Here is a 23,435-nt window from a genome sequence, read left to right on the forward strand (position 1 = left end):
CTGTCGACCGCACTGTTGAGCCATGGGACACGAAGTAGTGATCATCGGTGGGGGAGCGGCCGGACTCAGCGCCGCTCTGGTGCTGACCAGGGCGCGCCGCAGGGTGCTCGTGGTCGACGGTGCCGAGCCGCGCAACAAACCGGCCGCGCACATGCACAACTACCTCTCTCGTGACGGGCTCTCGCCGTTGGACCTGCTCAAGCACGGTCGCGCCGAGGTCGAGGGCTACGGCGGAGAGATCGTCAACGACACGGTCACCCGCGTGACCAAGACGGACGACGGGTTCGCCGTCGAGTTGTCCGAACGCACGGTGCACGCCCAGCGCCTGCTGTTCGCGACAGGTCTGGTCGACGAGGTGCCGGACCACCTGCGCGAGCGCTGGGGACGCGACGTCTTCAGCTGCCCGTACTGCCACGGCTACGAGGTCCGCGACCAGAAGCTCGCGGTGTTCGGCGAGGAGATGAAGGTCGCGCTGGTCCGGCAGTGGTCGGACGACGTCACGCACGTTCCGTCGGTGGACGGCATCGAGGTGGAGGACGACCGGCTCGTCGCGGTGATCTCCGGTTCCGACCGCATTCCGGCCGACGCGCTCGTGTACTCCGCACCGGTCAAACCGCGGGACGAGTTCCTGCTGGCGTTGGGTGCGGAAACCGAGAAGACACCAGTCGGTCCGTTCGTGCGCACGGATGGAAAGGGCCGCACGAGCGTGCCTGGTGTCTACGCAGCAGGCAACGTCACGGACCCGGCGGCCATCGTGATCGTCGCCGCCGCCCAGGGCGCCCAGGCGGCCGGAATGATCAACATGGACCTGGTCACAGCGGCAGGCTGATCCGGAACACCGAACCGCGGCCGAGCTCGCTGGTCACCGACACCGTGCCGCCGTGCGCCTCCACCAGGTGCCGCGTGATCGCGAGGCCGAGTCCGCTGCCGCCCGTGCGGCGGCTGCGGGACTTGTCGGCACGCCAGAACCTGTCGAACACGTGCGGCAGGTCGTCCGGGGCGATGCCCGTACCGGTGTCGGCGACCTCGAGAACCGCGTTGCCCTGCTCCTGGAAGAGCTTCACGACGACCTCGCCGCCAGGCGGGGTGTAGCGGACGGCGTTGGCGACGAGGTTGCCGAGCGCCTGGCGCAGCCGCACCGGGTCCGCGCTGAGGTGCACCGGCGTGGTCTCCGCCCGCAGCAGGATCTCGCGGTTCTGCTGGGAGTTCACGACCTGCTCCACGACGTCGTCGAGTGCGATCGGTTCGGGGTGCAGCCGCAACGTGCCCGCGTCGGCCTGCGCCAGGTCGTGCAGGTCGTCCACGAGTCGTTGCAGGAGAAGGGATTCCTCCAGCAGCATGGCGATCAGGTGCGGGTCCGGCTCGGCCAGCCCGTCCTGCGTCGCCTCCAGCCAGCCGGTGATGTTGCCCAACGGCGTGCGCAGCTCGTGCGCCACATCGCTCACCATGGCCTGCCGCTGCCGTTCGGTCTCGGCGAGCTTCTCGGACATCGCGTTGAACGACTTCGCCAGCTCGCCGATCTCGCCCGCGCCGCCGTCGACGCGCACGGTCCGATCGCCCTCGGCGGTGCGCCTGGTGGCGGTGGTCAACGCCCGGATCGGCCGGACCAGCTGCGTCGCGGTGATCCAGGACGCGAACCCGGCCAGCGCGAGAATTCCCAGCGCCACCAGGATGATCCGCTTGGTCCCGGTCGTCGACAGGTCGATCGTCTGCGGTCCGGCACCGGTCGGTTCGGTGATGAACGCGTGCGCGTACTCGGCCACCCACGGTCGCAGCTGCTCGCGGCGCGCGGTGTCCATGCACTCCGCGACCGGGGGATCCGAGTACTTGACGACCGTGATCTCCCAGTCGAGTGGGATCGGCCCGTCCTTCGGCGCGAACCGGTAGGTCTGGGGCAGCCGGCTGATGCACCCCTCGAACAGGCCGTGCAGCTCGGCGTAGGCGGCTGTCTCGGTCGGCGTCAGCGTGTAGAGCTGGTCGCCCACCGTGCAGTCCTCCCACTGGGACAGGTTGCCAGGCTCGTCGCTCGCGAGCCGCGGCCTGCGGTTGGGCTGCTCCACGATGGTGATCTTGTCGTTGCACTGCAACAACCGGTCCGCGTAGCTCCGCAACTTGGCGTGCTCGTCGTCGGTGAGCATGAACGGTCCGACCGCTCTCGGGTCGATCTTGCCCGCACCCGGCTTGAGCCACGAGTCGACGTTGAGCGGGTCGACCGACACCTTCGGGTTGACGGGCAGTGGTGGAGAACTCGCGTTGCCGGTGTCCAGCAACGGTTTGCCGTTGCGGTCGGTCAGCGCGATGCGCCGGCTGAACGCCCGCGCCAGATCGTCCACTTCGGACTTGGCGGCGGCCCAGCTCCGGTGCGTGGCCGCCGCCTTCAGCAGCCCGTCGTAGATCTGCGCGTCCGTGGCGAGCGCTTCACCCTGCTCCTGCCGGATCGCGCCGGTGGTCGCCTGGCTGGCGAGCCACGCCGTCACCGCGATCGAGCACGCCGCGATCACCAGGGAGAACAGGAAGAACCGGACCAGGAGGCTCTTCATACCAGCTTGTACCCGATGCCGTAGACGGTGAGCAGTCGTTCCGGCCGGCGCGGATCCTGCTCGATCTTGCGGCGCAGCTTCATCATGTGCACGTCGACCGTCCGTGCCGTGATGAACCCGTCGTCCAGCAGCTGTTCGCGCGTGAACACCCGGTGCGGCTGCGCGGCCATCTTCGCCAGCAACCGGAACTCCGCGGGCGTGAGGCTCACCAGCTCGTCGTCGATGCGCACCTCGTGCCGGATCGGATCGACCGTCAGGCCGCCGACCTTGAGCACGGTCGCGCTGGTCTCACGCGCACGCCCGGTGCGTCGCAGAATCGTCCGCACCCGCGCCACCATCTGCCTGGGCCGGAACGGTTTGGTGATGTAGTCGTCCGCGCCCAGGTCGAACCCGAGCAGCACGTCGTCCTCGGTGGACCTCGCGGTGAGCAGCACGATCGGCACGTCCGACTCGGTGCGGACGGCCCGCATCACGTCGATCCCGTCCACCAGCGGCATCATCACGTCCAGCACCAGCAGGTCGGGGTTGCGCCGCCGGGTCTCGTCGATCGCGGCCCGCCCGTCGTGGACGACCACCACGGAATGCCCGTCGTGCTCGAGGTACCGGCGCACGAGCTCCGCCTGGTGAACGTTGTCCTCGGCGACGAGGATGTGTGCACACACAGTTCGAAGTATGCAGGTCTTCACGACAGTCAAGCGGGACGTAAACAGGTTCTTCATCAGTTCCGGCGAGCGTTGCGGTCATGAAGGTGCACCTGGTTCTGGGGGCTGTCGCACTGACGGCGCTCCTGCTGACCACCTCGCAACTGGCAGGTGAGACATCTCCGGCGGCCGCGCCGACCACCGCTCCGCCGCCGTCTTCTTCCGCCGCGCCTTCGCCGATCCCACCGCCCCCATCGCCGCCGCGCGTCTACGCGTCCAGTTCGGACCTGCCCGACGGCCCCGACTTCCCCGCCACCGGAGCCGCCAGCTTTCACGTCGTCCCCGGCTCGGGACCGGTCGTCGGCACCGGCCCGTTGCGCACCTACGCCGTCGAGGTCGAAGACGGCGTCACGGTCGACGAGCAGGCTTTCGCGTCGTTCGTCGACGCCACGCTGGCAGATCCGCGCGGCTGGACAGCGAAAGGCGAGCGTTCGGTACAACGTGTCTCTGGCCCGGCGTCGGTGCGCATCAGGTTGACCTCGCAGCAGACCGCACGCGCCGTGTGCGGCTACGAGATCCCGGTGGACGTCTCGTGCCGCAACGGCAACCTGGTGTTCCTGAGCGCCGCCCGCTGGTTCCGCGGCGCCGTCGCCTTCCTGCCCGACCTGACCTCGTACCGCCGGTACATGGTCAACCACGAGGTCGGCCACGCGTTCGGCCAGGGACACCGCCCGTGCGAGGTGGAGGGCGGTCCGGCGCCGGTCATGATGCAGCAGACGTTCAGCGTGGCGAACGACGAGATCGTGCGCATCACTCAGGGCGTGCCACAGGGCGCGGTCATTCCGCAGGACGGGAAGGTGTGCACGCCGAACGGGTGGCCGTATCCGTGACCTTGCGGGCCACGACCACCGTCGTGGTCTCGCCCTCGACCGCGAACACCGGTTCCACGTGCCCGAACACCTTCCTGAGCTCGGTGACGACGTCGGCGCCGCTGAAGCCCGCGATCAGCCGGTAGCCCGTGCGCAGGAGCTTCGTGGTCCAGGTCTTCTTGGCGAGCCGCACGTCGAACACGAACAACCGCCCACCCGGCTTGAGCGCGTCCGCCGCGTTGGCGATCGCCGCCGGCACGTCCGGCATCGCGCTGAACGCCCCGAGCGCGACCGCTGCGTCGAACTGCCCGGCCCCGTGGTCGGTGGTGCACGCGTCGGCCTGCCGCACATCGACGTTCGCCGCCCGCTTCCTGGCGATGGCGACCATGCGCGGGCTGAAGTCCATCGCGACCACACGTCCTTGCGGCCCAACGGCTTCGACGAGGGCGGGGATCAACGCCCCGGTGCCGCACCCGATGTCGAGCACGGCCTCGCCGGGTTTCAGGTCCAGTTCGGCGATCGCCAGCGCGTTGAGCTTTCCGGAGAACCGGTCGAGCACGCGGTAGTAGGTGAGTGCGGCGAAGTCCCAGAGCTGCATGGCGTCCCCCTTCGTTTTGCAATGCGATCGCATCGTAAAACAGGGTGCAGCTAGGATGCAATGCGATCGCATTGGAGATGTCGCATGCCGAAGCAGGTGGACCACGACGAGCGCCGGCGCCAGATCGGTGACGCCGTGTGCCGGTTGATCGCCGCGCGTGGCCTGGACGCCGTGAGCCTGCGTCACGTGGCCGCCGAGGCGGACGTGTCGATGGGGCGCGTCCAGCACTACTTCGCGACCAAGGACGAGATGCTGATGTTCGCGTTCGAGATGATCAGCGAACGCGTCGCCGCCCGCCTCGGCGCGGTCTTCTCGGACGACCCGGCGCGGTACCTGCGCGCGATCCTGCTGGAGCTGCTGCCGTTGAGCCCCGCGGCTCGTGCGGAGGCGCCGGTGCTCGCGGCGTTCCTCGCGCACGCCGTGGTCGAACCGCGCGTCGCGGAACCGTTGCGCCAGGGCCACGGCGAGATGGTGGCGTGGCTGGCGGGGATGATCGGCGCCGTGCGTCCGGGCGGTGATCCGGAGCAGGACGCCGCGGCGCTGCTGGCGTTCGCCGACGGGCTGATGCTTCAGGTGTTGATGGGTCAGGTGTCACCGAAGGCCGCGGAAGCGTTGGTGGACCACCAACTCGGCCGTGTGCTCACTTGATGTTGATGTCCGTCTCCATAGCCTGACCGGATGGACGTGGACACGAGGCTGCTGAGGTACTTCGCCGCCATCGCAGAGGAGGGCAACCTCACGCGCGCCGCGCATCGGCTGTTCGTGTCGCAACCGTCGTTGACCAAACAGCTCAAACACCTCGAGTCGCAGCTGGGTGTGCGGCTGTTCACCAGGTCCAGCACCGGAATGACGCTGACGGACGCCGGTCACGCCCTCGCCGCGCGCGTGCCGCCGGTGCTCGCGGACTGGGACGCCGCGGTGAGTCAGACCAGGAGCGCGGCGCGCGTGCTGCGCGTCGGATTCCTCATCAGCGCGGCGAACGACGCGACGCAGGACATCGTCACGTCGTTCGGCAGGCTGAGGCCGGGGTGGCAGGTCGATCTGAGGCAGGCGTCGTGGTCGGACCCGACGGCGGGCCTGGGTGCGGAGGAGGTGCCGGTCGCCTTGCTGCGCCTGCCCTTTCCCGGTCAGGAGTCGTTCGAGGTGCGCCCGCTGTTCACCGAACCTCGTTGCGCCGCCTTGCCTTCCGCGCATCCGCTGGCCGGACGTGACGAGATCGCCTTCCCGGAACTGTGGGACGAACCGGTGATCGTCGCCCCGTCGCTCGAGGGAACCTGGCGCGAGCACTGGCTGGCTCTGTCCGAACGGGACGGTCGCGAGGTCCGCGTCGGTGCCGTCACGGAGCGGCCGGACGAGTTCCTGAGCGCGATCGCCGACGGCCACGGCATCGCGCTGGTGCCGGCGTGCGCGTCCCGGTTCCACGCCAGACCGGACGTGGTCTACGTGCCGGTGACCGGCGTGAGCCCCAGTGAGGTGGCCGTGGCGTGGCTCCCGGACGCGGGCGACGTGGTGGCCGACTTCGTCCGCTGCTGCCTGGACGTCACGCGCTCGCGGCGCACCGGCTGCGGCACTCGCTCGGGCTGAACCCGTGCACGCGCTTGAACGCGGCGCTGAACCCGAACGCGTCCGCGTACCCGACCTGCCGCGCCACCGCTGCCACCGTCCGCGACGGGTCGGCGAGCAGATCGGCCGCCACGGTCATCCGCCACTCGGTCAGGTAGGTCAGCGGCGGCACCCCGACCAGCCTGGCGAACCGCCCGGTGAGCGTCGTCCGCGACACCCCGGCCTCCTTGGCCAGCAAGGCGAGGGTCCACGCCTTCCCCGGCTGCGCGTGCATCGCTTCGAGGGCCGGTCCGACCACCGCGTCCGCCCGTGCCGCGAGCCACCCGGAGCTATGTTCGCGGTCGAACCACTCCCGCAGCGCACACACCATCAGCCAGTCCAGCAACCGATCCGTCACCACCCCGGGCCCACCGGTTCCCACAGCCGAATAGAACGCAGCGCACTCGTCGGTCCCCGGAGCCACGAGCGCATCCGGCAACACTGCCGTCAGCCGCCGCGCCACGGCCCCCGTGACCTCGTACGTCCCGCTGACCACCGTCGCACGTCCTTCCGCGACAACGGATTCCTGCACCACGACGATGTCCCCGGCCTTCGCGGTCTCGCCCAGCACCGTGACCTCGCCCGACGCCACCGCGTACAACGTGAGCCCGGACAACACCCGCGTCCCGGCCATCTCGACCCGGCGCACCCCGGCCCCATCCGCGCGCACCCCGCGCAGCAGTTCGTCGAACGGCTCCATGCCTCACACGATACGTCCGGACGATCGAACATCATCGATGAACTCTCGGCCATGTCCGCCGCCCACGATGCCGGGTTGGCTGCAGTGCATGACACAAGAGATCCTGGTCCTCGGCGCCACCGGCAAGACGGGCCGTCGCGTTGTCCGCACCCTGGAATCCTCAGACGCCGAGGTCCGCAGCGCTTCCCGTGCCACCGGCTTCGACTGGAACGACCCCACGACGTGGAAACCGTTCGTGCACGGCACCCACGCGGCCTACGTGATCGCGCCGGAAGACCCGCGGAGGGCAGCCCCGTTCGTGGAACTGGCAGAGTCGTCCGGCGTCCAACGCCTGGTCCTGCTCTCGGGCCGAGGCCTCGACGAAACGCCCGAGGAGTTCTTCCAGGGCATGCACGCCGCCGAGAAAGCGGTCCGGGCCAGCACCCTGCCCTGGACCATCCTGCGCGCCAACAACTTCAACCAGAACTTCTCCGAGGACGTCTGGCACCCCGAGATCCGCGCCAGCCGCCTGTCCCTCCCGGTCGACGACACCCCGGAACCGTTCGTGGACGTCCAGGACGTGGCCGACGTGGCAGCACTCGCCCTGACCACCGACGACCACAACGGCCAGACCTACACCCTCACCGGCCCGGAAGCCATCACGTTCACCGCGGCCCTGGCCAAGATCTCCACGGCCAGCGGCCTCCCAGCAGAACTGGTCCGCCTCACCCCGGAGGAGTACCGGAACCTCCTGCTCTCCCAGGGAGTCCCGGAACAGGTGGCCGCCGAGCTGAACGAGATGTTCGACGGCATGCGCCGCGGCCGGCTGGCCACCCCGACCGACGACGTGAGCCGCCTGCTGGGCCGCCCGGCCACCAGCTTCGACACCTACGTGGCCACCGCCCGGTTCTAGCGCCGAGGCAACAACAGGTGCACGGCAAACCCGGCCGCCGTGGCCATGACCGCCTGGTAGACGACCGAGAGCTGGTACAGCGAGCCCACGACGAAGGCCGCCTCCAGCCCGGTCGCCCACCACCCGGCCAACTCGCCGAGCCCGAGCACGTGCCACCCGAAGAACCCGGCACACCACCCGGCCACGACCCACCCGGCCCGCCCGCCCCGCCTGGCCAGGAGCACGGTGGACACAGCGGCGACGGCGTTGAACGCGAGCGCGACCCCGGTCAGCGTCGCGTCGGGGCTCCAGAGCAGGCCGGCGAGCGTCTGCACGACCAGAACAGTGATGACGAGCCCGATGCCCAACCGCGTCTTGTCCACGCGGCAGGGTAACCAGCCGTGCGCGTCCCGGCGTGGTTCCATGCCCTGATGATTCCGACCGAAGCGGACCTCGCGGATGCGTTGACCACGGCCGTTCGTGCGGCCGTCATGGACCTGTTCCGCGACAACCCAGGTCACACGTTCTACTTCATCACGCTGACCACGCCCGGCGAGGCGTTCGGCCCGGCGCTGTCGGCGTGGTCGTACGAGGCGCTGGCGCAGAGAACGGACGCCGACGACGTTCGCTACTCCTACGCCGATTCGCCGTTCTCGATCGTGGGCGAGGAGCACCTGAAGCCGGTCCGCGAACTGTTCGCCGCGCGGCCCGAGGTGTTCGCCATCGACTACGACGACGTGTCCGAGGCGGAGTTCGATCTTCGCCTGCGCGCGATGGAGACGGCGCTGCAGAGGCTGTCTGACGAAGGGCTGTTCGGTGTCGGCGAGGCTCGCGCGGGCGTGCTGGTCCTGGTCGAGGTCGTTCCTGACGACGAGGAGAACACCGCTGCCAGGGCTCGTCGGCTCAACCCGCCGGGGCCGGCGCTGGACGCTTGGCTGGCCTACTGGACCTAGACCTGTTCAAGAGCCACGGAACGAAGAAGGCCGCTGACCTGTCTGTGCAGGTCAGCGGCCATTCGTTCCAGCGCCCCTGGCAGGATTCGAACCTGCGACCTCGGGATTAGAAGTCCCTCGCTCTCTCCACTGAGCTACAGAGGCTGGAGGGGGTTCGGAGACGGCCACGAATCGTGGTCGCCTGGCGCCCCCACCGGACACATCGTCCGAAGACGATCGACTGTTTCCGCCCTACGTCCAAACGGGTGACGAAAACAGTCTAAACGTGATGAGGGTCACGTCCGTGGGGCCGTTGAGGCTCTCTCCACGAGAGAAACGTCGAGTCTCGTCGGCCGCGGCGGTCTGCCGCCGGCCAGTAATTTCAGCGCCAGCTCGCCGGCTCGGCGACCCTTGTCGGCCAGGGGTTGACGCACGGTAGTCAGTGGCGGGTCGCTGTAGGCCGCTTCAGGCACATCGTCGAAGCCGACCACGGAAAGGTCGCGCGGGACGGTCAGGTTCAGGTCGCGGGCCGCTTGGAGGGCGCCGAACGCCAGTTGGTCCGACGCGCACAGCAGGGCGCTCGGGCGCGGCTCGCGGGTGAGCAACCACCGCGCGCCTAGACGTCCGAGTTCGCGATCACTGCCGCGCGCCTCCCACACCGGAACATTGTCCGGTCGCACCCCGCCTTTTTCCAAAGTGTCGAGGTAGCCGCCGAGTCGGTCGCGGCTGACGCGAAAGCCCACGTCCGAACGGCGCTCGGCCGACACGGGGCCGGTTGCTCCGTCCGGGTGCAGTGCGAACGTCAGAACGCCGAAGCGGGTGTGTCCCAAGCCGAGCAGGTGTGCCGCGGCGAGCGATGCGCCCTCGTGGTCCTGCACCTCGACTCGTGCCGTGCCGGGCAGCACCGGCTGGTCGATGACCACCAACGGGAGTCCGCGGGCGGCCACCGCGTCCAGTGCGGGGGCCGAGTCCGGCAGCGAGTACGCCACCATCACGTCGGCCTGGGCTCGCGTCACGATCGAGGGGCGCGGGCCGCCCGTGGCGTCGCCCGGCATCAGGACCAGGCTGTGGTCGTGGCCGTCGACGGTCGACGCCAGGCCGTCGAGCACGATCGACAGCGCCGGATCCGAGAACGCGCCGGACAGGCCCTGCGGCAGCATGAAGCCCACGGCTGCCGACGACCGTGTGGCCAGAGAGCGTGCAACGGGGTCAGGGCCCGCATAGCCCAGAGAGCGCGCCGTCTCGAGGATGCGTTCGCGCAACGACGACGAGAGCTGATCGGGACGGTTGTACGCGTTCGACACCGTTGCCCTGGAAACCCCGACCGCTGCGGCGACGGTGTCCAGCGTCGGCCGGCGTCGGCGATCGGAGTCCACGAAAGCATCGTATGCGACAGATCGCACCCAAATCACTGGCGCGGCTGAAGCGCTTCAGTCATGCTGGAACGCATGTCCCCGCGCCTGGCCACGTTCGTCGTCTTCCTGTTGAACGGCGCTGTCTTCGGCACCTGGGCGGCCCGCGTGCCCGCGCTGGCCGAGCAGGTCGGCGCGGAGGTGGGCAGCCTCGGGCTGGCGTTGCTCGGGGCGAGTGCCGGGCTGGCCGTCACGGCGCCGCTCGCGGCACGGGTGTGCGCCGTCTACGGATCGCGCGGAGTGCTGATAGCGAGCAGCGTCCTCAGTCCGTTGCTTCTGCCCGTGCTCGCGCTTTCGCAGTCGCCCTTGCAGTTGGGATTGACGCTCATCGCACTGGGCGCGAGTGTCGCCGCGATGGACGTGTCGATGAACGTCGCCGCGGTCGTCGTCGTCCGCGATCTCCAACGGCCGTTGATGCCGCAGTTCCACGCGGGCTTCAGCGTCGGCGGTCTCATCGGCTCGTTGGGCAGCGCCGCCGCCGCTCAGGCGCAGTGGTCACCCATGAGGCATTTCTTGCTGGCGGCGTTCATAGGTCTGTTGGTGACCGCCGTCATCGCGCAGAAGATCCCTGGGGGAGTAGGGGAGCGTCATAGGGAAGAAGTCACCGAACGCACAAACGTGCTCAAGAGCCCTGTCCTCTGGCTGTTGGCGAGCGTCGCGCTGTGCAGTGCCATCGCGGAAGGGTCGGCGGCGGACTGGTCGGCGTTGTTCATGGTGCGTGAACGGGGCATGGGCGACGCGGCGGGTGCATACGCCTATGCGGGCTTCTCCGTCGCGATGGCGCTCGCACGATGGTTCGGCGAACCCATTCAACGCACGCTCGGCCCGCACCGCCTGCTCGCCGCGGGTGGTGGCCTTGCCGCGACCGGACTGGCAACGGCCGTTCTCGTCCCTGTGCCGGCCGCCGGATACCTCGGGTTCGGGCTGGCCGGCCTCGGGCTCGCGTTCTCGTTCCCCGTGGTCATGGACCTGGCGAGCGAGACGGGCAAGCGTGCGGACGGCAGCGGTGGCGAACGGGAGCTGGGGCTCGTGACGACGATCGCCTACACGGGGTTCCTCGCGGGTCCGCCGATCGTGGGCGGGCTGGCGCACGTCAGTTCGCTCGTGGTGTCGCTCGGGTTCGTGGCGCTGGTCACCGCGCTGATCATCCCGGCGACGTGGCTGGCCAGGCGGGCCGCTAGGCAGTCGGCATCCGTTTGAGCGCCTGCTGGCCGATCGGCTCCAGCGCGTCCCGTGCCTTCGCTTCCGTTGCGCCGCTCATGCCGATGGCGACCAACAACGACTCGGTGCGCGTCACGGCGATGGTGGCCGTGCACACCATGTCCTTCTCCTGCTGGCCGCAGCTGAGCCACGTGGCGTGCTTGCTCGTTTCGACCTCTTGGCCCTTCTTCTGGATGTTCTTCGACTCGTCGAACGAGCGGTAGGGGACCGCCACCAGCACGTACGCGCTCTCCTTCAGGCTGAAGAGGCACGAGTTCGGCATCTCCTTGCGAGGCGCGGGCTGGACCTGCAGCGTCCCGATCGGCTTGAGGTCCTTCTCCGTCACCAGGCCGCACGGGTCGACTCCGGCGGTCTTGCGCGGCGTCGCGATGGCGAGCGGAGGCGGCGGCGCCGCGACAGGTTCGCCCTGGACGCGGTACGAGCAGCCGGCGACCGCGAGCAGGGTGAGCAGGAGGAGGAGAGAACGTCTCACACGGCGCAACCCTAGAGGGTCGTAGGCTCCCGGACGTGGCAATCGAACGCTCCACCAGAACGGGTTTGGTGCCCCTCGTCGTCATCGGCTTCGCGGTGGCGGCGCTGGCCGCCGTCGCGCTGAGCGCGCTCTCGGGCAACCCTCCGGCAGGGCTGCTCGTGGTGCGCGTGCTGACTGAGACAGGCGCGGTGGTGACCATCGGCTCGTTGCTGCTGGCGGCGTTCCTCGTGCCACCGCAGAAGAACGGCACTCTCGCAGCAGACGGTTACGCCGCGATGCGCACCGCGGGGTGGTTCGCGTTGGTGTGGCTGGTCGGTGCCGTGCTGTCGGTGCCGTTCACCACGGCCGCCGCGATCGACCGCCCGGTCGGCTCCTTCACCCTCAGCCAGATGATCGCGACGGCGATGCTGCTGGAGCAGTCCAAGGCGTGGATGCTGACGGCGATCATCGTGAGCTTGCTCGCACTGGCCTGCCGGTTGGTGCTGTCGTGGGGATGGACGACGGTCCTGCTGTTCCTGGCGATCTTCGCGCTGGTCCCGGTGGCCGTCACCGGTCACTCGTCGTCCGGCGGTTCGCACGACATGGCGACGAACAGCCTGTTGTTCCACCTGGTCGCCGCGGTGCTGTGGGTGGGCGGGCTGATCGCGTTGCTCGCGCACGGCAGGCGTGGCGGTGCTCACCTGCCTCTCGCCGCGACGAGGTTCTCGAAGGTGGCGCTGGTCTGCTGGATCGTCATGGCGGTCTCTGGCGTGGTGAACGCGTTCGTGCGCATCACTCCCGTTGACCTCTTCACGTCGACCTACGGCATGCTCACGCTCGGCAAAATGGCGTGTCTGCTGCTGTTGGGCGTCTTCGGCTACTTCCAGCGCGAACGCGGCGTGAAGGGTGTTGTCGACGGCAAGCCGCACGCGTTGCTCAAGCTCGCCGGCCTCGAAGTGCTGCTGATGATGTTCACCATCGGTCTCGCGGTGGCGTTGGCGCGCACTCCTCCTCCGTCGGGCAGCACCGAACTGCCCAGCCGCACGGAGATCGCCATCGGGTACGACCTGGCCGGGCCGCCCACGCTGGCGAAGATCCTGTTCGACTGGCGCTTCGACCTGATCTTCGGAACGGCGGCGCTGGCGCTCGCCCTGCTGTACGTCCTGGGTGTGCGCAGGCTCGTCAAGCGCGGTGACAAGTGGCCGGTCGGCCGCACGGTCGCGTGGCTGTGCGGGTGTTTCTCGTTGCTCTTCGCGACGTCGTCGGGCATGGGGCGGTACTCGCCGGCGATGTTCAGCGTCCACATGGAAGCGCACATGGTGCTGTCCATGCTGACGCCGATCCTGTTCGTCCTGGGTGGACCGGTCACGCTGGCGTTGCGCGCGTTGCCGGTCAACAAAGAAGTGCCGGGGTCACGAGAGTGGGTGCTGGCCTTCGTGCACTCACCGTTCGCGCGTCTGCTGACGAACCCCTTCGTCGCGTTGGCGTTGTTCGTCGGGTCCTTCTACGCGCTGTACTTCTCCGGCCTGTTCGAGGCTGCGCTGCCGTACCACTGGGCGCACCTCGCGATGAACGCACACTTCATCCTCGCCGGCTACGTCTTCTACTGGCCCGTGATCGGCGTTGACCCGTCACCGAACAAGCTGCCGCCGCTCGGCCGGTTGGGGCTGTTGTTCGCGTCGATCCCGTTCCACGCGTTCTTCGGTGTCGTGCTGATGAGTTCGCAGACCGTCATCGGTGAACAGTTCTACCGCGGCCTCTCGTTGCCGTGGGTGCAGAACCTGCTGGAGGACCAGCGACTCGGCGGCGGCATCGCGTGGGCGGCGGGGGAGCTGCCGTTGCTGGTGGTCATGGTCGCCCTGCTCACGCAGTGGGCGCGGCAGGACACCCGCGACGCGAAGCGGTTGGACCGCAAGGCCGACGCCGATGGCGACGCCGACCTCGAGGCCTACAACGCGATGCTCCGCAAGATGGCCGGAAAGGATTAGAGCGACAGCGGCCTGCGGAACCCGCGGACCGCGAAGAACGCGCCGACGGCGGCGATCGCGCCGCTCGTGGCCAGTGCGCCGACCACGCCGGTGACGGGGTGGGCGAGCGCGAGGCTGCGGGCGGCGTCGACCGCGTAGGTCAGCGGGTTGACCTTCGCGATCGCCTGCAGCCAGCCGGGCAGGCCGCCCACCGGCACGAACGCGCTGGACGCGAACATCAGCGGGAACATCGCCAGGAAACCGACGGTCTGCATCAGTTCCGCCTTGCGCACCCACGCCGCGATCGCGATGAACACCCAGCTCAACGCCCATCCGACGACCAGAGCGAGGCCGAGGGCGGCGAGCGTGCCGACCATGCCGCCGTCGGGGCGGAAGCCGAACACGAGCACGCCGAACGCGATCATCAGCACGAGCTGGAACGCCGTGCGAACCGCGTCGGAGAGGTTGCGTGCCAGCAGAACCGTGCTCGGGCGGATGGGCAGCGAACGGAACCGTGCGAGCACACCGTTCGACATGTCCTGCACGAGCCCGATGCCGGACGCGAGAGAGGACTGCATCGCGGTGTTCACGAGGATCGCGGGCAGCAGGTAGTTGATGTAGGTCATGCCGGGCGGGAAGTTCGCCGTGGACGTGATGCTGCTGAAGATCTGGCTGAACAGCGTCAGCATGATCAACGGCTGTAACACGCTGAAGAACACCAGTGCGGGCGTGCGCAACAGAGCTCTGAGTGAACGGCCGGTCAGCACGAGAACCTGTGTCGGGTAGCTGCTGCCGTGCCAGGTCAAGGTCGCCATGATTCCCCCTAGTTCGCGGCGAGAGTGAGGTAGACGTCGTCCAGGGTCGGCTCTTTGAGGCCGATTTCGTGCGCTTCCAAGCCGTTGTCGTCCAACGCGCGCACGACCGTTGCAAGGTCCCGTGAGGCGCTGACGGGCGTAGTGAGCGTGAGGCCTTCCACGACGGGATGGAGTCCCACGGCGTTGACGGCCTTCATCGCTATGTCCACATCGGACGCCGAGTCGAGCGTCACCGTCACCGTGCGCTGGCCGACCTGGGCCTTGAGCTCGGCCGACGTGCCGGACGCGACGACCTTGCCCTTGGACAGCACGGTGATCGTGTCGGCGAGCCGGTCAGCTTCGTCCAGGTACTGGGTTGTGAGCAGAACGGTTGTGCCGTCCGCAGCGAGCTTCTCGACGATCTCCCACATGGCGAGCCGGCTGGCCGGGTCGAGTCCGGTGGTCGGTTCGTCGAGGAACAGCACCTCGGGACGGCCGACCAGGCTGGCGGCCAGGTCGAGACGGCGCCGCATACCGCCGGAGTAGGTCTTGGCGTTGCGCTTGGCGGCCTCGGTGAGGTCGAACTGTTCCAGCAGGTCGTCCGCGCGCTGGTGGGCCTGGTTGCGGCTGGCGCCCAGCAGGCGGGCGATCAGAACGAGGTTGTCGTGGCCGCTCAGCTGTTCGTCGACGGCCGCGAACTGGCCGGTCAGCCCGATCCGGCTGCGCACCTCGTGACCCTGGCGGACGACGTCGAACCCGGCGATCTTCGCGCTGCCACCGGACGGCGGCAGCATCGTCGTGAGAATGTTGATCAGTGTGGTCTTGCCGGCGCCGTTGTGGCCCAGCAGGCCGAGTACGGAGCCCCTCTTCGCGGTGACGCTCACGCCGTCGAGCGCGTGCACGTCGCCGAACTTCTTGCTGACATCGGTGGCTTCGATCATGAGCTCACTCATCTGTCTCCCCCTTTGAGTGCGCCGTGCAGGAAAAGGTCGACGATGGTCGCGGGTTCGGCGGTGGTCTGGCCGAAGCCCGCGCCCATGCGGTTGGTGAAGACGGCGCCGAGCAGCATCCGGGCGGCGAGATCGGGGCTGACCCGCATCTCCTCCTCGCCGAACAGGCCTGCCACGGCCTCGGACAGCTGCTGCATGCCGATCGGCGGTCCCTTGTGCTTCTTGTGGTCCTCGTCGTGCGGTTGGTAGCCGGTCTCGCGCAACGTGCCGATGAGGCCCCACATGCGGTCGAGGTAGCCGCTGAACGTGGCGACTCCCGAAGTCAGCCGTTGCTCCAACGGCATGTCCGCCGGGATCGCTTCGAGGCGGGCGACTTCCTCGTCCGACCGCAGCGCGCGTTGGACGCACGCGTCGAGCAGCTCCGCCTTGTCCCTGAAGACGCGGAACACCGTGCCTTCCGCGATGCCCGCGGCCGCGGCGATCTGGCTGGTGGTGACGTTCGCGCCGGCCTTCACGACGAGCGGCAACGTCGCCTGGACGATCGCTTCTCGGCGATCTTCCGGGCTCATCGCGGGGGCGCGGCGGCGGCGAGGTTCCTCTGACACGTCCGCAACTGTATGAGTGAGTCCTCACTCATGTCAATGAGTGGGCGCTCACTCACTCGCCCGGCTCGAGCGTCGCCCTAGCAGACACCTCCGACAATTCCGCGGTCCGAGGCGGTCCAAGATCCCGACCTGTCCACAACCCGCGAGTAATCCACAGATCCCCGGCCACCCCACTCCCTCCGCCCCCTCCAGGAGCAACCTGGACCAGCAACCCCACGACCTGGAGGCAAGAACCCGATGTCCTGGAATTCCACGCTGGTCACCGTCGTTGGACATGTGGCGAGCGACATCTCGTACCGCTTCGGCGACGACGGCAAGACGAACGCCTTCTTCCAGCTGAGCTCGACCGAACGCCGGTACAACACGGCGATCGGCGACTGGGAGGACGGCGAGACGCTCTGGCTCGGCGTGTCGTGCTGGCGCAAGTTGGCCGACAGCGTGAAGACCGCGCTGTCCAAAGGTGATCCCGTGATCGTCCAGGGAAAGCTGCGCATGCGTCAGTACGAGAAGGACGACGTGAAGAAGACGGTGTTCAACCTGGACGCGTCGCACATCGGGCTGGATCTGAGCCGTGTGCAGTCACTCGGCTCCGCTCCCGTCGTTGAACCGCGGGTGAGTCACGATCTCGCCGAGGAACCCGTGCCGTTTTGATCTTGCGCCCTTCGGGGCAACCGGGCACGAGAGTTCCCCGATCCCACCCGATCCGGCAGCGCCGCCGGTGAAGATGTACGCACTGCGATCCACGAAGGAGGGAAGCTCGTAGATCGGGGCCGCTGAGGACCGATCGCCGAGAGTCGTTCACGTTCGAACGGAACGGGCAGGTCACCGACTCGCGTGACGCTTGATCCGAGGGTGAACACGGGCTTGTCGGCGACCGAGGTCAGGAGCCTCCGAGCACCGCTCTACGATCGCCGCCATGGCCGAGTTCATCTACACCATGAAAAAGGTGCGCAAGGCGCACGGTGACAAGGTCATCCTCGATGACGTCACGATCATGTTCTACCCCGGCGCGAAGATCGGTGTGGTCGGTCCCAACGGCGCCGGCAAGTCGAGCGTGCTCAAGATCATGGCGGGGTTGGACACACCCGGCAACGGTGAGGCCTACCTGTCCCCCGGTTACTCGGTGGGCATCCTGCAGCAGGAACCGCCGCTCAACGAGGAGAAGACCGTCCTCGGCAACGTCCAGGAGGGCCTGGGCGAGATCAAGGTGAAGCTGGACCGCTTCAACGAGATCGCCGAGCTGATGGCGACCGACTACTCCGACGAGCTGATGGAGGAGATGGGCAAGCTCCAGGAGGAGCTCGACCACGCCAACGCGTGGGACCTCGACTCCCAGCTGGAGCAGGCGATGGACGCCCTGCGCTGCCCGCCGCCGGACGCCGAGGTCACCAAGCTCTCCGGTGGTGAGCGCCGCCGCGTCGCGCTGTGCAAGCTGCTGCTGAGCAAGCCCGACCTGCTGCTGCTCGACGAGCCCACCAACCACCTGGACGCGGAGAGCGTCCTGTGGCTGGAGCAGCACCTCGCGCAGTACCCCGGCGCCGTGCTCGCCGTCACCCACGACCGGTACTTCCTGGACAACCTGGCCGAGTGGATCCTCGAGCTCGACCGCGGCCGCGCGATCCCCTACGAGGGCAACTACTCCACCTACCTGGAGAAGAAGGCCGAGCGTCTCGCGGTCCAGGGCAAGAAGGACCAGAAGCTGCAGAAGCGCCTCAAGGACGAGCTGGAGTGGGTGCGCTCCGGCGCCAAGGCCCGCCAGGCCAAGTCCAAGGCGCGTCTGGGTCGCTACGAGGAGATGGCGGCCGAGGCGGAGAAGACCCGCAAGCTCGACTTCGAGGAGATCCAGATCCCGCCGGGCCCGCGTCTGGGCAACGTCGTGGTCGAGGTCGACAAGCTGAAGAAGGGCTTCGGCGACCGGGTGCTGATCGACGGGCTGTCGTTCACGTTGCCGCGCAACGGCATCGTGGGCGTCATCGGTCCGAACGGCGTCGGCAAGACCACGCTGTTCAAGACGATCGTCGGCCTCGAGCAGCCGGACGCCGGCGACGTCAAGGTCGGCGAGACGGTGCTGCTGTCGTACGTCGACCAGAACCGCGGTGGCATCGACCCGAAGAAGAACGTGTGGGAGGTCGTGTCCGGCGGACTCGACTACATCCACGTCGGCAACGTCGAGATGCCGTCGCGCGCGTACGTCAGCGCGTTCGGCTTCAAGGGCCCGGACCAGCAGAAGCCCGCGGGCGTGCTGTCCGGTGGTGAGCGCAACCGCCTGAACCTCGCGCTCACGCTCAAGATCGGCGGCAACCTGATCCTGCTGGACGAGCCGACGAACGACCTCGACGTCGAGACCCTGGGCTCGCTGGAGAACGCTCTCGAGCAGTTCCCCGGCTGTGCCGTCGTGATCTCCCACGACCGGTGGTTCCTCGACCGCGTCGCCACGCACATCCTCGCGTGGGAGGGCACGGACGAGAACCCGTCGCAGTGGTACTGGTTCGAGGGCAACTTCGAAGGTTACGAAAAGAACAAGATCGAGCGCATGGGTGCCGAAGCGGCCCGCCCGCACCGTGTCACGTATCGCAAGCTGACACGGGACTGAGAGGGCAACGGCGACGTCGTGGCGGCGAGGGGCGAGACGCAGGCGAACGTCGAGGTGAGCACGCTGGTCGTGCCCGCCTGGCGGCTGCGTTGGCGCGCACCGGAGCTCGCTCTGGTGCTGGGTGAGCGCGCACTCGCGCTCGCCTCCGCCCGTCACGACGAGGCCGACCGCCTGCGGGCGGAGTCGCTGGTGGTCTTCGCGGGCAACCGCGTCGGCCGCGGCGTCCGCGTCGCCGACCGCGCGATCGACGCGTTGAAGGCGGCCGAGGCCGCCGGTGAGTACGAGACCGCGTGGCTGCTGCGGGTGGAGCTCGCCGCGTGCGCGCGATCCGTGGGCGCACCGCTGACGGGGTTCGCGGCGGTGACGCCCGTGCTGGAGGCGCCGGACGTGCCCGCGGAACTGCGGGCGTCGGCCCTGGTGCAGGCCAGCGAATGCCTCGTCACCGTCGGCCGCGGTGACGAACCCACCCTCGCGCTCGCGGAGGCGGACCAGCTCTACGTCGCCGACACGACGCTGGACGACGACACTCGCCTGCTGCTGCGCGGACTGATCCGCGCGGTGCAGGCGGCGCGGCACCGGCGGTGGGGCGACATCGCCGCCGCCATCGGTGCCGCACGCGAAGGCCTCGACCTGCTGAGCAGGTTCGCGGACCCGTCGGCGGACAGCGGCCAGGGGCTCGGCCGGCTCACGCTGGAGCTGGTGCTCGCGTTGATGGACGCGAACCGCCTGCTCGACGCGAGCGCGGCCGGCACCCCGCTGCTCGACCGCCCGGTGCGCGCGCCCTCGGCCTCCACCACCGGCTGGCTGCGCCTGGCTCTGGCGACCCGAGTGCACCTGCCCGCGGGCAGGGTCGCACTCGCCAGGGAGATGCTGCACGAAGCCGCGGTGAGCGCCGAACGCCATCAGCTCGACACCCTGATGGCGGAAAGCCTGCTCGCGCTGGCTCACGTGCACGAGGTGTCCGGTGAACTGGCTGAGGCGCTGACCAACCTGCGTTCGGCCCACGCCGCCGAACGCCGCCGGGCCCGCGCCGTCTACGCGGTGCGCGCCCGACTCGCCGCCGAGTTCTCCGGTGTCCACAGACAGCCGGCCGACCTGCACCAGCAACTGGCGAGCCTGCTCCGCCCGGTCGAGGGCATGCCCGCCGTCACCGACGGCGTGCTGTCCGCCGCGCTGAAGCAACAGCTGCGCCAGTGGCGCCCTGTCCAGGTCCGCAAGGGCGAGGGCTTGAAGGACAGGCGCGTTCGCCGCGCCGCCGAAGACATGACCGTGGAAGGCTTGTCCGCGGCCCGCCAGCACGCCGCCGACCGGTGGCGCATGGTCCAGCCGTTCGGCGAGCCCGACGACAAAACCCCGGAACCTGTGGAACTGCCACCCGCATCCCCGTCCTCTTCCTCTGATCGCACCGTCCCGGCCTCGGGCCTGATCGCCTCCGCCGGAGCCATGGTGAGCGGCCGCCGTCGCGCCGCCCGTGTGGCCGCTGGCGAGATCGAGGACGACCAGCCCACCACCGTCGCCGAAACCCCTCCCGCTCCGGAGCCGTCGGCGCCGCAGCTGTCCGTCGAGCAGGAACGCAAGCGCAAGGTCGAGCAGCAGCTCATGGAGCTGCAGCGCGAGGCTCGCCGCCAGATCGAGGCGGAACGCCAGGCCCGCGCAGAACAACGTGCTCAGGCGGAACGCGAAGCCCAGGCCGCGGAGGAAGCGGCTCGCCAGGAGGCCGCGCGCCAAGAGGCTGCCCGCCAGGAAGCCGCCCGTGAAGAGGCCGCGCGGCAGGAAGCCGCCCGTCAGGAGGCCGCGCGTCTGGAAGCGGCTGCCCGCGAGGAGGCCGCGCGGCAGGAGGCGGCTCGTCTGGAGGCCGCGCGTCAGGAAGCGGCCCGTCTGGAGGCTGCCCGCGAAGAGGCCGCTCGCAAGGAAGAGGCTCGCCGGGAAGCCGCCCGTCAGGAGGCGGTGCGCCGGGACGTCGCCCGCCAGGAAGCGGCTCACCAGGAAGTCGCGCGTCAGGCCGCCGAACGCGAAGCCGCCGCCCGCGAGGAGGCAGCGCGCGCGCAAGCCGTCCGCGAGGAAACCGGTGCGTCCCAGCCGGAAAGCGTGCTCGACATGCTCAAGGCCCAGGGCCTGCGAGCCGGCGGCCGTCGCCGGGCGAAGGACACCGAGTCGCCGTCCGGCACCCCGTCGTGGCGGGTGGAACCCCCGTCCCGCCTCCGCCAGGAGGACTCGGCCGCAGAACCGCAGAAACCCTTCGCCGCCTCGGCCGGCGCCCACACGTCTGCGGAGGACCAGCCGAACCACCTCGGCGACCAGAGCACCCCGGACCGTCCCAGCCGCTCGGGCCTGTCCGCGGCGTTCGCCCGCCCGCCGGCGGCCCCGGACTTCGGCCCCCACCTGGACGAGCCGGCCTACCCGCCGCACACCCCGGCATCGGGCTTCCCTTCCGCTCCGCAAGACCCGGACGAGCGCAAGCTCCCCGACCTGGACTTCAGCTCACTCGACTTCAGCACCCCGAAGCCGGCCGCCTCACCGGAGCCGGAACCAGACCGCGAACCGCTGCCGCCCGTCCCGGACCCGATCCCGTCGGTGCCGACGCCGGACGAGATCCCGCAGCCCTCCGAGCCGGACCTGATGTCGAGCACCTTCCTGAGCTCCGCGGACGTGGAGGACGACGTCCCGACGGTCCCGGTACCCCGCCCCGACCCGGCCGAAAAACCCACCTTCGGCACCCAGCCCGGCTTCGGCACGCAACCGACGTTCGGCACGCAGACCTTCGGCACCCAGCCCACCTTCGGAACCCAGACGGGCTTCGGCACCCAGCCCGCTTTCGGCTCCGACCCGGCTCCGGGCACACAGCCCGACCCGGCTGGCCAGTCCGGCTTCGGCTCCGGGGCTGGTTTTGGCGGGCAGTCGGACTCGGCGACCCAACCCGGCTTCGGCTCCGGTTTTGGTGCGCAGCCGGACTCTGCGATCCAATCCGGCTTCGGCTCTGGGGCTGGTTTTGGCGGGCAGTCGGACTCGGCGACCCAACCAGGCTTCGGCTCCGAAGCCGGGTTCGGAGCGCAGCCCGACTCGACCGGTCAGTCCGGCATCGGCTCCGAGACCGGGTTCGGTGCACAGCCCGACTCCGCCACCAAGCCAGGTGTGACGGTGCCGGAAGGGTCAGCCCAACCAGATTTCGCCGGCGGCTCCGACTCGACCCCGCAGTACGACTTCTTCGCCACGGGCTCCGAGTCTCCTGACGCGTCGGCTCAAGCGAGCAGCGAGTCGGCAGACGCCACTCCCACCACACCGATCAGCACGCCGTCAGGCGAGCAGGCAGGCGAGCAGGCAGGCGAGTCCGGTGGCCGGGCGGGCCGTCCGAGCAGCCGTCGCAGGCCGAGCGATCTCAGCCTCGCGGATCTGCTCGCCGAGGCGTTGGTGGCCTACGAAACAGGCCGTCGCTCGGACGAGGAGCAGCTCGAAGCCGCCGACCTGTCTCCCGCGGACTGGTCGGCCGGCGAATCAGGGTCCAGCGCCGAAACCGCCTCCGAGCCGGCCGGCGCGGACTCCGCGGCTGGTCCAGGGGAGTCGTTCGGCTCGTCGCAGGCGTCGGCGGTGTCGGAGACGTCGTTCGGCTCGCAGGAGTCGGCGGAGTCCGGGTCGGATGCCGAGTCGAACTCCGACTCGATCTTTCGCTTCGGCTTGCCGCCGTTCTCAACGGAGTCGACGGCGGACGCTCGCCCGGCCGCGGACTCAGGTTTCGGCTCTACGTACAGCTTGCAGCCGGATGACTCCTCGGCGGAGGCCCGGCCCAGCTCCGACTCGTACTTCGGCACCGGCCAGTCCTTCGGCACGCGGCAGGACACCGCGGCCGAAGCCCTGCCCAGCTCGGACGCCTTCGGGACGAGTCCGTCGTTCGGGTCCCCGCAGGTACCGCGGGAAACAGGTGACAGCCGGCTGAGCTCGGAGTCGTACTTCCTCCCGGAGCAGCCCTCGGCCGAGCCGCAGCCCTTCACCCCTCAACCCACAGCTGAGCCGTTCCTGACACAGCCCGCAGCCGAGCCCTTCGTGCCGCAGCCCGCTTCTGAGCCCTTCCTGACACAGCCCGCGGCCGAGCCGTTCGTGCCACAGCCAGCGGCCGAGCCCTACGTCCCACAGCCCGCGGCCGAGCCCTTCGCCCAGCCGTTCGCCGAACAGCAGCCCTACACCCAGCAGCCGTTCAGCCAGCAGACCTTCGGCTCGCAGCCCTTAGCTTCCCAACCCTTCACCCCCCAGCCGGAAGCGAACGCCACCACGGCTCCACCTGCCGAGTCCGAGCAGGAGAAGACCGGCCCGATCGTCCCCGTGGGCGCCGCCCCGGACAGCGAGACGACCGGTCCCATCCGTCCCGTTCGCCCGGACGGGCCCGCCGGGTGGACGTTGCCGGGGGCGTGAGGTGGTCAGCGCCACACCTCAAGCCTTGCCCAACTCGCCCGCGCGCGCCTGAGCGGGCGGGTGGGTGAGTTCCTCGGTTCGGCGGTCGTGTCACGCCGGGCCCGTGATCTGTTGTGTGCCACGGATCGGGTGGTTGCGGACCGTCCGAACCAGCCGCGTTCCTGGCTCGCCCGCGATGCGGAATGTGTTGTCACGACTGATGATGTGACTCGATTCAGCCCTCGATTCAGTGGTTCGACAGTGCCCCTCCCGTTGCCGGTGACGGCCCTCACCCCATCTAGGGTG

21 protein-coding genes and 1 tRNA gene are annotated in these 23,435 nt (G+C 69.2%); 11 read left to right on the top strand and 11 right to left on the bottom strand.

Features of this window, described 5'->3' with window-relative positions; all coding sequences use genetic code 11:
* Window positions 1–22 precede the first annotated feature (22 nt).
* Window positions 23–829 (top strand): NAD(P)/FAD-dependent oxidoreductase, encoded by an 807-nt coding sequence (locus AOM45_RS17475; RefSeq protein ID WP_030468231.1) that lies wholly within the window; start codon window positions 23–25, stop codon window positions 827–829.
* Here the strand turns inward: AOM45_RS17475 and AOM45_RS17480 are convergent.
* Together AOM45_RS17480 and AOM45_RS17485 are read right to left on the bottom strand one after the other, a co-directional pair.
* Window positions 813–2,540 carry a sensor histidine kinase gene (locus AOM45_RS17480; protein WP_030468230.1) on the bottom strand — a complete coding sequence of 576 codons (1,728 nt, stop codon included), beginning with the start codon at window positions 2,538–2,540 and terminating at the stop codon, window positions 813–815. The genes AOM45_RS17475 and AOM45_RS17480 overlap by 17 nt on opposite strands.
* Window positions 2,537–3,202 carry a response regulator gene (locus tag AOM45_RS17485; protein WP_030468229.1) on the bottom strand — a complete coding sequence of 222 codons (666 nt, stop codon included), beginning with the start codon at window positions 3,200–3,202 and terminating at the stop codon, window positions 2,537–2,539. Before AOM45_RS17485 ends, AOM45_RS17480 begins: the two co-directional genes overlap by 4 nt.
* Before the next feature lie 80 nt (window positions 3,203–3,282).
* Here AOM45_RS17485 and AOM45_RS17490 point away from each other — a divergent pair, with 80 nt between their 5' ends.
* Window positions 3,283–4,071: a DUF3152 domain-containing protein gene (locus AOM45_RS17490; protein WP_030468228.1), complete on the top strand. Its 789-nt coding sequence runs from the start codon at window positions 3,283–3,285 to the stop codon at window positions 4,069–4,071.
* On the opposite strand, the gene AOM45_RS17495 is transcribed toward AOM45_RS17490, so the two are convergent.
* On the bottom strand, window positions 4,019–4,648 hold the full coding sequence (locus AOM45_RS17495; RefSeq protein WP_051783574.1) for a class I SAM-dependent methyltransferase: 630 nt from the start codon (window positions 4,646–4,648) through the stop codon (window positions 4,019–4,021). The two genes, AOM45_RS17490 and AOM45_RS17495, sit on opposite strands and share 53 nt — an antisense overlap.
* 84 nt (window positions 4,649–4,732) lie before the next feature.
* Between AOM45_RS17495 and AOM45_RS17500 the strand changes: the two genes are divergently transcribed.
* A complete protein-coding gene (locus AOM45_RS17500) occupies window positions 4,733–5,296 on the top strand; it encodes a TetR/AcrR family transcriptional regulator (protein ID WP_030468226.1) in 564 nt (187 codons plus the stop codon).
* Window positions 5,297–5,326: 30 nt separating this feature from the next.
* A complete protein-coding gene (locus tag AOM45_RS17505) occupies window positions 5,327–6,232 on the top strand; it encodes a LysR family transcriptional regulator (protein WP_030468225.1) in 906 nt (301 codons plus the stop codon).
* On the opposite strand, the gene AOM45_RS17510 is transcribed toward AOM45_RS17505, so the two are convergent.
* Complete coding sequence (locus AOM45_RS17510) at window positions 6,189–6,950, bottom strand: AraC family transcriptional regulator (protein WP_030468224.1); 762 nt, start codon at window positions 6,948–6,950, stop codon at window positions 6,189–6,191. The two genes, AOM45_RS17505 and AOM45_RS17510, sit on opposite strands and share 44 nt — an antisense overlap.
* 88 nt (window positions 6,951–7,038) lie before the next feature.
* Here AOM45_RS17510 and AOM45_RS17515 point away from each other — a divergent pair, with 88 nt between their 5' ends.
* Window positions 7,039–7,842 carry an NmrA family NAD(P)-binding protein gene (locus AOM45_RS17515; RefSeq protein ID WP_156093871.1) on the top strand — a complete coding sequence of 268 codons (804 nt, stop codon included), beginning with the start codon at window positions 7,039–7,041 and terminating at the stop codon, window positions 7,840–7,842.
* Here AOM45_RS17515 and AOM45_RS17520 read toward each other — a convergent pair.
* On the bottom strand, window positions 7,839–8,246 hold the full coding sequence (locus AOM45_RS17520; RefSeq protein WP_156093870.1) for a hypothetical protein: 408 nt from the start codon (window positions 8,244–8,246) through the stop codon (window positions 7,839–7,841). The genes AOM45_RS17515 and AOM45_RS17520 overlap by 4 nt on opposite strands.
* A gap of 6 nt (window positions 8,247–8,252) precedes the next feature.
* On the opposite strand from AOM45_RS17520, the gene AOM45_RS17525 reads away from it, so the two are divergent.
* Window positions 8,253–8,774: a DUF4303 domain-containing protein gene (locus tag AOM45_RS17525; RefSeq protein ID WP_030468221.1), complete on the top strand. Its 522-nt coding sequence runs from the start codon at window positions 8,253–8,255 to the stop codon at window positions 8,772–8,774.
* A gap of 71 nt (window positions 8,775–8,845) precedes the next feature.
* Here the strand turns inward: AOM45_RS17525 and AOM45_RS17530 are convergent.
* Both AOM45_RS17530 and AOM45_RS17535 read right to left on the bottom strand, forming a co-directional pair.
* Window positions 8,846–8,918: transfer RNA gene (locus AOM45_RS17530), tRNA-Arg, on the bottom strand.
* A 131-nt stretch (window positions 8,919–9,049) separates the two neighbouring features.
* Window positions 9,050–10,129: a LacI family DNA-binding transcriptional regulator gene (locus tag AOM45_RS17535; protein WP_030468220.1), complete on the bottom strand. Its 1,080-nt coding sequence runs from the start codon at window positions 10,127–10,129 to the stop codon at window positions 9,050–9,052.
* Between the two features lie 72 nt (window positions 10,130–10,201).
* Here AOM45_RS17535 and AOM45_RS17540 point away from each other — a divergent pair, with 72 nt between their 5' ends.
* Window positions 10,202–11,365, top strand: coding sequence for an MFS transporter (locus tag AOM45_RS17540; protein WP_030468219.1), 1,164 nt, complete (start codon window positions 10,202–10,204; stop codon window positions 11,363–11,365).
* Here the strand turns inward: AOM45_RS17540 and AOM45_RS17545 are convergent.
* Complete coding sequence (locus tag AOM45_RS17545) at window positions 11,343–11,858, bottom strand: hypothetical protein (protein ID WP_030468218.1); 516 nt, start codon at window positions 11,856–11,858, stop codon at window positions 11,343–11,345. The genes AOM45_RS17540 and AOM45_RS17545 overlap by 23 nt on opposite strands.
* A gap of 35 nt (window positions 11,859–11,893) precedes the next feature.
* Between AOM45_RS17545 and AOM45_RS17550 the strand changes: the two genes are divergently transcribed.
* Entirely contained in the window at window positions 11,894–13,825 is a 1,932-nt protein-coding gene (locus AOM45_RS17550; RefSeq protein WP_236703724.1) for a bifunctional copper resistance protein CopD/cytochrome c oxidase assembly protein, read from the top strand.
* Here the strand turns inward: AOM45_RS17550 and AOM45_RS17555 are convergent.
* Genes AOM45_RS17555 through AOM45_RS17565 form a run of 3 tightly spaced genes read right to left on the bottom strand, consistent with a single transcriptional unit; the run spans window position 13,822 to window position 16,153 of the window.
* Complete coding sequence (locus AOM45_RS17555) at window positions 13,822–14,619, bottom strand: ABC transporter permease (protein ID WP_030468216.1); 798 nt, start codon at window positions 14,617–14,619, stop codon at window positions 13,822–13,824. The genes AOM45_RS17550 and AOM45_RS17555 overlap by 4 nt on opposite strands.
* Before the next feature lie 8 nt (window positions 14,620–14,627).
* Window positions 14,628–15,551 carry a daunorubicin resistance protein DrrA family ABC transporter ATP-binding protein gene (locus AOM45_RS17560; protein ID WP_030468215.1) on the bottom strand — a complete coding sequence of 308 codons (924 nt, stop codon included), beginning with the start codon at window positions 15,549–15,551 and terminating at the stop codon, window positions 14,628–14,630.
* Window positions 15,548–16,153 (bottom strand): TetR/AcrR family transcriptional regulator, encoded by a 606-nt coding sequence (locus AOM45_RS17565; RefSeq protein WP_030468214.1) that lies wholly within the window; start codon window positions 16,151–16,153, stop codon window positions 15,548–15,550. Before AOM45_RS17565 ends, AOM45_RS17560 begins: the two co-directional genes overlap by 4 nt.
* Before the next feature lie 237 nt (window positions 16,154–16,390).
* On the opposite strand from AOM45_RS17565, the gene ssb reads away from it, so the two are divergent.
* The 3 genes from ssb to AOM45_RS52155 all read left to right on the top strand — a co-directional run bounded on the left by ssb (window position 16,391) and on the right by AOM45_RS52155 (window position 23,150).
* Window positions 16,391–16,804 (top strand): single-stranded DNA-binding protein, encoded by a 414-nt coding sequence (gene ssb, locus AOM45_RS17570; protein ID WP_081902183.1) that lies wholly within the window; start codon window positions 16,391–16,393, stop codon window positions 16,802–16,804.
* 265 nt (window positions 16,805–17,069) lie between these two features.
* Entirely contained in the window at window positions 17,070–18,746 is a 1,677-nt protein-coding gene (ettA, locus tag AOM45_RS17575) for an energy-dependent translational throttle protein EttA (RefSeq protein WP_030468212.1), read from the top strand.
* A gap of 18 nt (window positions 18,747–18,764) precedes the next feature.
* A complete protein-coding gene (locus AOM45_RS52155; protein ID WP_051783569.1) occupies window positions 18,765–23,150 on the top strand; it encodes a hypothetical protein in 4,386 nt (1,461 codons plus the stop codon).
* The last annotated feature ends 285 nt before the right edge of the window (window positions 23,151–23,435 follow it).

Source organism: Lentzea aerocolonigenes (assembly GCF_000974445.1).
In the GTDB taxonomy this organism is placed as follows: domain Bacteria; phylum Actinomycetota; class Actinomycetes; order Mycobacteriales; family Pseudonocardiaceae; genus Lentzea; species Lentzea aerocolonigenes.